Consider the following 13,040-nt stretch of genomic DNA (forward strand, 5'->3'; position numbering starts at 1 on the left):
AGACGCTTACTTGTTGCCTGTCGAGAGGGCGCCGTCGCTGCCGTACGCGCCCATGCCCTTGTTCTTGTCGGCCTGGCTCTTGCCGTCCGTCGCGGCGGCGCGTGCGTCGTTGATGTCGGCTGTGCTATCCGTGCCCGACATTTCGTGCGTGAGACCTGCCGTCTGCTGGCGGATCGTCTTGCCGAACGACGCATACACCGCAATTGCCGATACCGCGATCAGCGCAACGATGATGATGTATTCGGTCATGCCCTGACCGGCCTGCTTGTGAAGATGACGCTTGAAAGAGATTTTCATGAGGACAAACCAGGAGTAATTAAAAGGAAATATCCAGTGAACCTGAACTCAATACCCGATTATTCAAACTATTTAACCGGACAGGGCATCACTATAGAAATATCGATCTGAATATGGGTTGAGACCTTTCCCAAAACAGAATGTCCGTTTTCCCAATCAGATGCCTGATTGATCCTGCGTCAAATTTATGCCACAAATACCTTTAAATACGCGTCCGATCCACGAAAGCACGAAAACTCACGATGGCATTGAGTCGTTCCATCTGTCGTTCACATACACAGCAAAATCCTACACGCATTACCTTTTCAACTGATATTTAGAGACATCGCTCGCGAATAGATTTCCCCCGCGGATAAGAACCGGCAAATGTCAATTAAACCGGCATTGCGGTTCCATTCGAATCATTGTCCATTCAAGGGAATACGCGAAGCATGAACAGAACTTATAAATCAGTGTGGAACGAAGCTGCCGGCACCTATGTCGCCGCAGCGGAAAACACCCGCGCGCAAGGCAGGAAGTCGAGCCGCCGTGCGCTCAACATCGCTTCTGCGGCAATTGCATCGGCTGTCACGTTTGGCTCGTACGGCGCGGCCTGGGCGGCCGATCCCGGTCTCACACCCAAACCGACATCGAGCGCCGCCAACCTCTCGACACCCACGCCCAACAGCGACTGGTTCTGTTTCCTGTTCTGGTGCGGTGGTAGCGGCAGCACGACCAACATCACCTACAACGGTGTCAACGCGCAGGACGCGTACGCGTACACCTACGACCGCAACAACCTGAAGTACTTTCACGTCCAGTCCAGTCTCGGTGATTCGTCCGCGACGGGCGGCGACGCGATCGCCATCGGCGGCGGTGCGCAAGCCAATGGCGTCAGCAAGAACGGCACGACATACGGCTCCGAAGGAGCGAATACAGGCAACGGTCCGATCGCGATCGGCGGCGCGTCGCTTGCGCAAGGCGCAACGAACATCGCGGTCGGCGTGAACGCGGTCGCAGATGGTCTGTATCACGCAGTCGCAGTCGGCGGGGACGCAGACGCAGCCGACGTTTATACGGTCGCCATTGGCGGACATTCGCTTGCCTCGGCATCCACGTCGACAGCGCTCGGCTCGCACGCATCGGCGCTCGCGAGCGGCTCGGTCGCGCTCGGCGAGGGGTCGGTCGCGACGCGCAGCAATACGGTATCCGTCGGCAAACAGGGCGGCGAACGGCAGATCACGAACGTCGCCGCCGGCAGCGCGGGCACGGACGCCGTCAACGTGAACCAGTTGAACGCAGCCATTGCCGCTGGTGGAGGCGGTGGCGGCGAAAGTGGTGGCGGCGGCGGTGGAAACACCATTAATCTCCCGCCGGACCTGAAGTATTTCCACGCAAGCTCGGCGCTCGCCGACGCATCGGCTGCAGGCCAGGAGACGGTTGCCGTCGGTGGCAATGCAACGGCGCTTGCGGCGAACTCGGTTGCGCTCGGCTCGAACTCGGTAGCCGATCGCGCGAACACGGTATCCGTGGGCAACGACCTCACCAACCGCCAGATCACGCATCTGGCAGCCGGCACGGCCGATACCGATGCCGTCAACGTCGGCCAGTTGAACACGACCGTGCAGAACGCGATAACGGGCGGCGCGCTGCCGAACCTCGTCGTCTACGACTCGGTGGCGCACAACGCGTTGACGCTGGGCGGCGTGGGCGCGACGCAACCCGTGCGATTGATGAACGTGGCGCCCGGAGCGATCACGCAAAACAGCACCGACGCGATCAACGGCTCGCAGATGTTCCAGCTGGCCCAGGCGACACAGCAAGGTTTCAACGACGTCGGCAACGGCATGAGCGCGCTGGCGCAAAGCACGGCAACGGCGCTCGGCGGCAATTCAAGCGCCAATACGCCCGACGGCTCGATCACGCCGCCGAGCTACAAGATCGGCGATCAGACCTATCACAACGTCGGCGAAGCGCTCGACGCGCTCGCGGCGAATGGTGGCGGTGGCGGCGGCTCCGCCAACAGCGTGAACTACGACACGGCTGCGCATAACGTCGTGACGCTGGGCGGCACGCTCGCGCACGCGCCCGTCGCGCTGACGAACGTCGCGAACGGCGCAATCAACGCGAACAGCACCGACGCGATCAACGGCAAGCAGATGTACGCGACGACCAGCACCGTGGCCAATGCGATCGGCGCGGGCGCATCGGTCAAGGCGGACGGCACGCTGGCAGCGCCCTCCTATGTGATTTCCGGCGTCACCTACAACAACATGGGCAGCGCGATCAACGCAATCGGCGCGGTCGGACAGGACGTGCAGATCACGGCCAGGTACGTGAAAGTAACGTCGACGGCATCGCAGGCGCTTTCGAACGGCGTCGAGACGACTGCTATCGGCGGCGCGGCGTATGCATCGGGCGACCGCTCGGTGGCAATCGGCACGGGCGCACGCGCGCAGTACGACGACTCGGTGGCGCTCGGATCGAACGCGCAGGTGTATGAATCCAACACGGTTTCGGTCGGCCGCAAGGGCGGCGAGAAACGCGTGACGAACGTCGCGGATGGCGTCAGCGCAACCGACGCCGCCACAGTGGGCCAGTTGACCGCGTTGCAAAAGGCGTTGTCGACGACGTCGCCCATAGTGCATTCGATGCTGCTCACCGACACCTCGGTGCTCGACTACATCAAGGTCAGCCCGAACGTGATGACGGGCGCGCCGACCTCGGTGTCGAACGATCTGAACGCGATGGCAATCGGGCCGTCCGCGAACGCGTCGGGGACAAACGCTTTGGCCGTCGGCGCAGGCGCGGGCGCGGCACGTACGGGCTCGACGGCCGTCGGCTCGGGCGCCGCCGCGCTCGCCGTCAATTCGACGGTGATCGGCCAGGGCGCCTCGACGGGCTTCAATGCGCTGAACGGTGTGTCGATCGGTTATATGGCCGATGCCGAAAACGCCAACTCACTGGGCTTCGGCTCGTTCTCGATCGCGGGCGGCACGGGTTCCGTCGCGCTCGGCTATAACGCGCTCGTGTTCACCGCTGCGACCAATGCGATGGCGCTCGGCACGGGCGCGACGGCGACCACGGCAGGTTCGATTGCATTGGGCACGGGCTCGATCGCGGACCGCGCGAACACGATCTCCGTGGGCAATGCGACGGCGCAGCGCCAGATCGTCAACGTCGCGGCGGGCACGGCGAATACGGATGCCGTCAACGTGTCGCAGCTCAGAGGCGTGACGAGCGCACTCGGCGGCGGCGCGAGCGTGGCCGGCGACGGTAGCGTCGCGAAACCTTCCTACGTGATCGGCGGAACGACGTATAACGATGTCGGATCGGCGCTCGACGCCGCCGCTGGCTCGGGTTCGGCCGACGCCGTCAAATACGACACGGCCGCGCACAACAGGGTGACGCTCGGCGGGACCAGCGCCACGTCGCCCGTCAAGCTGACCAACGTCGCGGCGGGCAGCGCGAACAGCGATGCAGTCAACGTGAAGCAACTGAAGGATCTCGGCGCGACCGTCGATACGAACGGCAACGTGACGAACGGCTTCGTCGCCTATGACGATGCAACGAACGCGAACGTCACACTCAAGGGCGCGAGCGGCACGAAGATCAAAAACGTCGCAGCGGGCACGCTGAGCACCGCCAGCATGGACGCCGTCAACGGCTCGCAGCTGTATCAGACGAACCAGAACGTCGCGAACGTGAGCGCGAACGTCAGCACCATCAACACCATCGTCAACAACATCGCCGCGGGCGGCGGCATCAAGTACTTCCACGCGAACACGACGCTCGCCGATTCACAGGCGGGCGGCGCCGACTCGGTAGCGATCGGCGGCAACGCGCAGGCTACGACGACGGGTTCCGTCGCGCTCGGCAGTAACGCGCGCGTCACGGCGAACAATGCGGTCGCGATCGGCTACAACGCAGTGGCGGACCGCGCGAACACCGTGTCGGTTGGCGCAAGCGGCGCTGAGCGGCAGATCGTCAACGTCGCGGCGGGTTCGACAAACACCGATGCCGTCAACCTCAAGCAACTGAAGGACCTCGGCGCGACTGTCGACCCGAACGGCAACGTGACGAACGGCTTCGTTGCCTACGACGATGCGACGAAATCGAAAGTCACGCTGGGCGGCGTTGCAGCGACGACGCCTGTGAAGGTCGCGAACGTCGCCGCGGGCAGCGCGAATAACGATGCGGTGAACGTGAAGCAGCTGAAGGACCTCGGCGCAACCGTCGATACGAGCGGCAACGTGACGAACGGCTTCGTCGCGTATGACGATGCGTCGAAAAATACCGTCACGCTCAAGGGCGCGAGCGGCACGAAGATCACCAATGTCGCGCCGGGCGCGATCACGTCCGCGAGCAAGGACGCCGTCAACGGCTCGCAGCTGTATCAGACGAACCAGAACGTCGCGAACATCGGCGCGAGCGTCAACAACGTGACGAACTACTACAACACGCTTGTCGAAGGCGGCGGCATCAAGTATTTCCACGCCAATTCGGCACTCGGCGATTCGCTCGCGAGCGCCGACGACGCGATTGCCATCGGCGGCAACGCACAGGCGTCGGCATCGGCTTCGATTGCACTTGGCGCCAATACGCACGCGACAGCGGCGAATGCCGTTGCGCTGGGCAGCGGATCGGTGGCGGATCGCGCGAATACGATCTCCGTCGGCGCGAGCGGCGCCGAGCGGCAGGTCGTCAATGTCGCGGCAGGTACGGCAAATACCGATGCCGTCAACGTGTCGCAGCTCAAGGGCATCACGACGGTGCTTGGCGGCGGTGCGGACGTCGCCGCCGACGGTTCGATCAGGAAGCCGCAATACGTGATCAACGGCACGACGTACAACGACGTCGGCCAGGCGATCGATGCGGCGGCACAAACGGGCGGCACCGCCGTCGACGCTGTCAGGTATGACACCAGCGCGCACAACAAGGTGACGTTGGGCGGTATAAGCGCAACCTCGCCCGTGAAGCTGACCAACGTCGCGGCAGGCAGCGCAAACAGCGATGCCGTCAACGTGAAGCAGTTGAAGGATCTCGGCGCGAATGTCGACACGAACGGCAACGTGACGAACGGCTTCGTCGCATACGACGATTCGACGGGCGCCAGCGTCACGCTCAAGGGTGCGAGCGGCACGAAGATCAAAAACGTCGTGGCGGGCGTACTGAGCGAGTCGAGCATGGAAGCCGTCAACGGTTCGCAGCTCTACCAGACGAATCAGAACGTCGCGAACCTCGCAGGCAACGTCAACAACATGAGCGACACGCTCAACAACCTGAACGACGGCGGGGGACTGAAGTACTTCCACGCGAACTCGGCGCTCGCCGATTCGCAGGCGGGCGGCACGAACTCGGTGGCGATTGGCGGCAATGCGCAAGCCACCACGGCGGACTCCGTTGCGCTCGGCAGCAACGCGCGCACGACGGCGGCTAATGCTGTCGCGCTCGGCAGCGGCTCGCTGGCCGATCGCGCGAATAGCGTGTCGGTGGGCGCAGGCGGCGCGGAGCGGCAGATTGTCAACGTCGCGGCCGGCTCGCAGAACACCGATGCCGTGAACCTGAAGCAGCTGAAAGACCTTGGCGCATCGTTCGACAACAACGGCAACGTGACGAGCGCGTTCGTCGCGTATGACAGCGCCGCAAAGAACAAGGTCACGTTCGGCGGCGTGGGCGCGACTTCAACCGTGAAGCTGTCGAACGTGGCGGCGGGCAGCGCGAACACAGATGCGGTGAACGTGAAGCAGTTGAAAGACCTCGGCGCAGCCGTCGATACGAACGGCAACGTGACGAACGGCTTTGTCGCGTATGACGATGCATCGAAAGCATCGGTCACGCTCAAGGGCGCAAGCGGCACGAAGATCACCAATCTGATTGCGGGTGCGCTGAATGCCAATAGCACCGATGCCGTCAATGGCTCGCAGCTGTATCAGACGAACCAGAACGTCGCGAATGTCACGAACAATCTGGCGAACCTGGCAGGCAACGTCAACAACATGAGCGACACGCTCAACAACCTGAACGACGGCGGTGGACTGAAGTACTTCCACGCGAACTCGACGCTCGCCGATTCGCAGGCGGGTGGCGCGAACTCGGTGGCGATTGGCGGCAACGCACAGGCCACCACGGCCGATTCCGTCGCGCTCGGCAGCAACGCGCGCACGACGGCGGCCAATTCTGTCGCGCTCGGCAGTGGCTCGCTGGCCGATCGCGCGAATAGCGTATCGGTGGGCGCAGGCGGCGCGGAGCGGCAGATCGTCAACGTCGCGGCCGGCTCGCAGAATACGGACGCCGTGAACCTGAAGCAGCTGAAAGATCTTGGCGCATCGTTCGACAACAACGGCAACGTGACGAGCGCGTTCGTCGTGTACGACACCACAGCGAAGAACAAGGTCACGTTCGGCGGCGTGGGTGCGACATCGACCGTGAAGCTGTCGAACGTCGCGGCAGGCAGTGCAAACACAGATGCGGTGAACGTGAAGCAGCTGAAGGATCTGGGGGCAACCGTCGATACGAACGGCAACGTGACGAACGCCTTTGTCGCGTATGACGATGCATCGAAAGCATCGGTCACGCTCAAGGGCGCAAGCGGCACGAAGATCACCAATCTGATTGCGGGTGCGCTGAATGCCAATAGCACCGATGCCGTCAACGGCTCGCAGCTCTACCAGACGAACCAGAACGTTGCGAACATCGGCGCGAGCGTCAACAACGTCGCGAACTACTACAACACCCTCGTCGAAGGCGGCGGCATCAAGTATTTCCACGCCAATTCGTCACTCGACGATTCGCTCGCGAGCGGTCAAGACGCAATCGCGATCGGCGGCAACGCGCAGGCCAACGACACAGGCGCCGTTTCGATCGGTGCGGGTGCGCTGGCCGACCGTTCCAACTCGATCGCGATCGGCCAGAACGCGCAGGCAAGTGCGGCGAATTCAGTGGCGCTCGGCGCCAATTCGTCGACGACCGCGACGCTGACGACACCCGCCTATCAGCCGGGAACGACGCAGCTCGCGGGCACGACACCTGTCGGCGAAGTCTCCGTCGGATCGACGGGCAACGAGCGGCGCGTGACGAACGTCGCAGCGGGCGCGGCGGAAACCGATGCCGTCAACGTGAGCCAGCTCAGGTCTGCCGTCGATGCGTCGTCCAGCGGCGTGCTCGCTGAGGCAGTGGTATACGACAACGCGCAGCACAACAGCGTGACGCTGGGCGGCACGACGGCAACTTCGCCCGTCGCGCTGAAGAACGTCGCGCCGGGCGCGATCGCTTCGGGGAGCCGCGATGCCATCAACGGTTCGCAGCTCTATAACGTCGCGAGCACGACGGCAGCGGCGCTGGGCGGCGGTGCGGCGCTCGGCAGCGATGGGAAGATTGCAGCGCCGACGTATGTGATCAGCGGCAATTCGTATAACGATGTCGGCAATGCGCTTTCTGCGATTGGCACAGCAGTCGACGGCGCCACCACGTACATGAAGTACTTCAAGGTCGTTCCGCCAAGCGATCCTCAGCTCGATGCGCCAGCCGTCGCTACCGGCGTCTTCGCGATGGCGCTGGGTGCCGGTGCCGCAGCTAATGGCCCTTACACCATGGCGCTTGGGTCCGGATCGTTCGCAGGAGCGCAATTCGGCGTCGCCATTGGCTATAACGCGCGAGCTACTTTCGCCAACTCGGTCGCAGTGGGTAACGGGTCGCAAACCACGGCGGAAAACACCGTGTCAGTGGGCACTGTTCAGCTGCAGCGCCGCATTACGAACGTCGCGGACGGCATCGACTCGACCGACGCCGTCACGATGCACCAGTTCTCCGAACTGCAGGGCCAGATGCTGCATGCGACCAACGCGCCGCGCTCGATGCTGTTGGGCGCCCCCAACCCACTCGACTTCATCGCCGTCAGCCCGACCACGACGACGACCAACATGACGCTGACGTCAAACGACCCGAACGCACTCGCGATCGGGCCCGGCGCAACTTCGACAGCGGCGAATACGACCAGCGTCGGCACGTTGGCAACGGCAGGCGGCAACAAGTCCACGGCGGTCGGGGCAGGCGCGGGAGCCGCGCGCGAAGGCGCCACCGCCGTCGGTCAAGGCTCGGCCGCGCTCGGCATCAATGCCACTGTCATCGGCACGGGCGCATCGACCGGCTTCGGTGCCGAAAACGCCGTGGCGCTCGGCTACATGGCATCTGCCATCGGTGCGGGTTCGATGAGTTTTGGCGCCGACGCGGATGCCAACGGCACGGGCTCGATCGCCTTCGGCAACGGCTCGATGACACTCACACCCGCCACGAACTCCGTCGCTCTCGGCGCGAACTCCGTTGCGGCCCGCGCCAACACGATCTCGGTGGGCAGCGACACGCTGCAACGCCAGATCGTCAACGTCGCGGCGGGCACATCGAATACCGACGCCGTCAACGTGTCGCAGCTCAAGGGCATCACGACGGTGCTCGGCGGTGGCGCAGGCATCGCGAGCGACGGCTCGGTCAAGAAGCCGGTTTATACGATCGGCGGACAGACCTATAGCGACGTCGGCGCGGCGCTCAACGCCGCAGCCGCCTCGGGTGGCGGCGCTTCGCCCGATGCCGTTTCGTACGACACGGCCGCGCATTCCCGCGTCACATTCGGCGGCGCGACGGGCGCACCCGTCACGCTTGCGAACGTCGCGCCCGGCCTGCTGGCGCCCAACAGCACGGAAGCCATCAACGGCGCGCAGCTCTACAACACCGCGAGCACCGTGGCGGGCGCGCTGGGCAGCGGCGCAACGGTCGGCTCGGACGGCAAGGTCAAGGCGCCGGTCTACACGATTGGCGGCTCGACGTATAACAACGTCGGCACGGCCCTCTCCGCCGTCGATTCCGCGCTCGCCACGGGCGGCAACCCGAACGGCGTCGTCTATGACTCGTCTGCGCGTAGCAAGGTCACCCTCGGCGGCGCGAGCGCGAGCACGCCCGTCACGCTGACGAACCTCGCCGACGCGAAGGCCGACAGCGATGCCGTCAACCTGAAGCAACTGAAGGCAGCGGGCATTGCCGTCGATCCGTCGACGGGTCTCGTGACCAACGCGCTCGTCGCCTATGACGGCGCGTCGAAGTCGAGCGTCACGTTCAACGCGGGCGGCTCGCCGACGCACTTGAAGAACGTCGCGGATGCCGTCGATGCGCTCGATGCCGTGAACCTGCGGCAAATGCAGAGCTACGTGTCCACGCAGATCACGAACTACACGCCGACATCCACGCCTTTGCCCGTGGTCAACGACCTGCCCGTGGGCACCGCGACGGGTTCGGACGCGATTGCGATCGGCAACGGCGCGAACGCGTCGGGCAGTGGTGCAATCGCAATCGGCGCGCGCACGGCGACGGCGGGCGATCAGTCGGTGGCGCTCGGCGTGGCGGCATCGGCGCCCGCGACCAATGCCGTGGCGCTCGGCGCGAACTCGGTGGCCGATCGCGACAACAGTGTCTCCATGGGCGCGGTTGGCTCCGAGCGGCAGATCACCAACGTCGCGGCAGGCACAGCGGCAACGGATGCCGTCAACCTCGGCCAGATGAACAGCGCGATCAGCGGCGTCTACAAGAGCATGCATGACATGGATCGCGACAACAAGCGCGGCATCGCGGCTGCGTCGGCGCTCAACATCGTCACGCCGTATCTGCCTGGCCGCACGACGCTCAATGCAGGCGTAGCCGGCTATCGCGGCACGGCGGCGCTCGGTGTGGGCGTATCGCGCTGGAACGAGAAGGGCTCGGTGAACTACAACCTCGGCGTGTCGAGCGCGGGCGGCAACAGCACGATCGTCCGCGCGGGTGTCGGCATCGTATTCGGCGACTGATCCGTTGATCTGACCGGGCTGCGCGGCTCGACAAAGGGCCGCGCAGCCCTTTCCTGATGGAATCACACATGAAGCATTCATTGATGACGGGGGCGTGCGTCGCGTTGTCGGCGCTCGTCGCCGGCTGCGCGTCGACGGCCTCGCGCGACGCGCTGCAGGTGCAGAACCCAACCGTCCTGCAACGCGGGATCGGCGCGACGCAGGACAACACGGCAGGCGCGGCCACGCCCGCATGGCTCGGGACCTATCGCACCGCCGACAACGCCCGCGCGATCGGTTCGATCCAGAAGCGTCTCGATGCGCTCGGCCCGCACAAGGACAACTATTTCGGCTTCAAGGCGCAATGCTGGCTCGACGCGGCGCGCGACGAGCGCTCGCACTGGAACCACTGGGGCTTCGTCGAAGAAGCCTTGCGCGAAGCCAGCCGTCTTGCGTCGGGACTCGAAACGGGCGGCGGCCTTGTCGCCGACAATCCGGATTTGCGCAGTTCGGTCGTGGTGCGGCCCGACGTCTGGAAGCAGATCCTGACGGCCAAGGCATCGCCCGCGTTTGCGTCCTGCGTGCCAGCACAGCGCCTGACCGCCTGCGACGAAGTCGGCATGATCCACGCGGGGCACGAGGCGTGGACACGCAATTTCACGGCCAGCGCGCAGCGCGTGGACGACGTGACGAAGACCTTGCCGCAGATCGATGCGGCGCTTGCCGCGTGTACGCCGCCCGTCGCCGTGCAGCCCGTTGGACTCGCGCCGAAAGTCACGCTGGAAGGCGACGCAACGTTCGCGTTCGATCGCGGCGACATCGCGGGGTTGTTGCCCGCAGGCAAAGCCAGGCTGGATCAGCTGATCCGCGACATGAAGCAGGCCGGCGACGTGACGGCCATTCGCGTCGAAGGCTATACGGACCGGCTGGGCAGCGACGCGCTTAACCGGCGGCTATCCGCGACGCGTGCGGAGACGGTGAAGCGCTACCTCACGGCGAGCGGCATCGACGCGCCGGTCAGCGCGCAAGGTATGAGCAGCGCGAATCCGCTCGTGCAATGCGACGAGCGCAACCAGCAGCAATTGATCCGCTGCCTCGCGCCCAACCGGCGCGTCGAGCTGAGCTTTACGCGCGGTGGTTCGGCCTCCACCGCTCCCGCGCGATAACCCGCTAACAGCCGACGCGTGGCGCGTTTGCGCGACGCACGGCTTAGCTCGTCGGGTCCCCTCGGGCGCGCAACGCAATGCCGAATGCGCGCTCGGCCTGCATCAGCAGCAAGCGGACGTGTCCGATGTCACTCGCCTGCGCCACTTTTTCCAGCGACGCGCACAATGCCAAGGCAGGCTCATCGCCCGCGAGCCGCGCCGATCCCTTCAGCCTGTGTGCGAGATACGCGACACGCGAGGCGTCGTCGAGATCGACTGCATCGAGCGCTGCGCGCAGATCCGCTTGCACGCTTTGCAGCAGCATTGTTTGAAGATCGCCCGGCCCTTCGGCAAGCACACGCGTCCATCCATCCGCCATCGACGTTCACCCGTTGCTAGTTCGTCAGCCCGTTTGTCTTCGCGTACTCGACCAGATCGACGACGTTCTGCAATTCGAGCTTTTGCATAAGACGTATCTTGTACGTACTGATTGTCTTGGGACTCAGATTCATCGAAGCTGCGATATCAACATTGCTCTGACCGCGAATCAACCGGTGCAGCACCGATGTTTCGCGCCGCGACAACGCGACGCCCGCCGGCTCGACCAGCTCGGAGGAAAAGCAGGTATAGCCGATCATCACCAGTCTCAAGCTGGCGATCAGTTCATCAGGATCGCGAAGCTTGCTGACGAAGCCATGCGCGCCGGCTCTGCGAACGTGCATAGCATTGAGCCGCTCGTCGACGGACGAGAAGGCGAGCACGCGCAAGTCAGGGCGCGCGTCGCGCAGCCGCGCGATCAGATCGAGCCCGTCGCCATCGGGAAGGCGCAGGTCGACGATCGCGAGCGCAGGCTCCGTCGTGGCCGCTGACGCCAGCGCTTCGGCCACGGAACCCGCCTCGGCAACCATGTCGAAATCGTTCGATTCATCGAGAACGTGTCGCAGCGCGCGCCGCATCACCGGATGATCGTCGACCACCAGCGTCCTAAAACGCTTGGAATTATGAGAGATATCGATTGGATTCAAAGTAAGAATGTAGGACCTGTCTTACGATAGATAGTGAGCGGTCTCTATACTTAATCAGTAATCCATAGTTCACCGCTTTGCTAGAATCGTACATGATTTTTCCTGCAGTGATATCTCAGAAGACAGCAAGTTTTCGGTTCACGATGATAAGAAATGGGACAAAGATGAAAAGAATTGTCATCGTTGATGACCACCCAATGATTCGCGGCGCAATCGCAAGTGTGTTCCGATCAGATCCGGAACTGCAGATCGTAGGAGAGTCTGGCGACGGCGAGGAAGGATTGAGAATGGTCCTATCTCTGAATCCGGATCTGGTCGTGCTCGATCTGGATTTGCCTAGCCTCGATGGGCTGTCGATGATCCGCCGCATTCGCGCGCAAGACGATGGCATGCACATACTCGTGCTGTCCGCGAAGCCGGATCACGTGATGTCGCTGCATACGCAACAAGCGGGCGCGAACGGCTACGTTAGCAAGGGCCGCGAACTGACGGAAATGCTGACGGCCGCACGCACGGTGCTGCTCGGTTTCGACTGCTTTCCCGCGCACGCGCCGCATACGGGCAAGGCGGGCGGCCTCGATGTGCTGTCGCCGCGCGAGATGGAAGTGCTGCAGTATCTCGCGCGCGGCATCAGCAACAAGGAAATCGCGAGCCGCCTGTTTCTCAGCGACAAGACGGTCAGCACGTACAAAACGCGACTGTACGAAAAGCTGGGGCTGTCGTCGCTCGCCGCGCTGATCGAGTTTGCGACGCTGAACAAGCTGATCGACTGACGCGCCAGC

At 63.7% G+C, this 13,040-nt stretch carries 6 protein-coding genes; 3 read left to right on the forward strand and 3 right to left on the reverse strand.

The genetic code is table 11. The annotated features are described in order from the left end of the window. Positions 1 to 6: 6 nt before the first annotated feature. A complete protein-coding gene (locus C2L64_RS32060) occupies positions 7 to 297 on the reverse strand; it encodes a Flp family type IVb pilin (RefSeq protein ID WP_007579538.1) in 291 nt (96 codons plus the stop codon). 431 nt (positions 298 to 728) lie between these two features. On the opposite strand from C2L64_RS32060, the gene C2L64_RS55905 reads away from it, so the two are divergent. Together C2L64_RS55905 and C2L64_RS32070 are read left to right on the forward strand one after the other, a co-directional pair. Then, a complete protein-coding gene (locus C2L64_RS55905; RefSeq protein WP_103153735.1) occupies positions 729 to 10,109 on the forward strand; it encodes an ESPR-type extended signal peptide-containing protein in 9,381 nt (3,126 codons plus the stop codon). 68 nt (positions 10,110 to 10,177) lie between these two features. After that, the gene (locus C2L64_RS32070) at positions 10,178 to 11,254 is read left to right on the forward strand and encodes an OmpA family protein (RefSeq protein WP_007579536.1); all 1,077 of its coding nucleotides are present in this window, start codon (positions 10,178 to 10,180) and stop codon (positions 11,252 to 11,254) included. Between the two features lie 43 nt (positions 11,255 to 11,297). Here C2L64_RS32070 and C2L64_RS32075 read toward each other — a convergent pair whose 3' ends face one another. After that, on the reverse strand, positions 11,298 to 11,612 hold the full coding sequence (locus C2L64_RS32075; protein ID WP_007579535.1) for an Hpt domain-containing protein: 315 nt from the start codon (positions 11,610 to 11,612) through the stop codon (positions 11,298 to 11,300). 16 nt (positions 11,613 to 11,628) lie between these two features. After that, complete coding sequence (locus C2L64_RS32080) at positions 11,629 to 12,210, reverse strand: response regulator transcription factor (RefSeq protein WP_007579534.1); 582 nt, start codon at positions 12,208 to 12,210, stop codon at positions 11,629 to 11,631. A 245-nt stretch (positions 12,211 to 12,455) separates the two neighbouring features. Between C2L64_RS32080 and C2L64_RS32085 the strand changes: the two genes are divergently transcribed. Further along, positions 12,456 to 13,031: a response regulator transcription factor gene (locus tag C2L64_RS32085; protein WP_238554567.1), complete on the forward strand. Its 576-nt coding sequence runs from the start codon at positions 12,456 to 12,458 to the stop codon at positions 13,029 to 13,031. Positions 13,032 to 13,040: the final 9 nt, after the last annotated feature.

It is taken from the genome of Paraburkholderia hospita, assembly GCF_002902965.1.
Lineage (GTDB): Bacteria > Pseudomonadota > Gammaproteobacteria > Burkholderiales > Burkholderiaceae > Paraburkholderia > Paraburkholderia hospita.

Excerpts from the sequence above, each read along its gene's own strand:
- C2L64_RS32085 (WP_238554567.1), top strand. The coding sequence starts at position 12,456 with ATGATTCGCGGCGCAATCGCAAGTGTGTTCCGATCAGATCCGGAACTG.
- C2L64_RS32075 (WP_007579535.1), bottom strand. The coding sequence starts at position 11,612 with ATGGCGGATGGATGGACGCGTGTGCTTGCCGAAGGGCCGGGCGATCTT.
- C2L64_RS32060 (WP_007579538.1), bottom strand. The coding sequence starts at position 297 with ATGAAAATCTCTTTCAAGCGTCATCTTCACAAGCAGGCCGGTCAGGGC.
- C2L64_RS55905 (WP_103153735.1), top strand. The coding sequence starts at position 729 with ATGAACAGAACTTATAAATCAGTGTGGAACGAAGCTGCCGGCACCTAT.
- C2L64_RS32070 (WP_007579536.1), top strand. The coding sequence starts at position 10,178 with ATGAAGCATTCATTGATGACGGGGGCGTGCGTCGCGTTGTCGGCGCTC.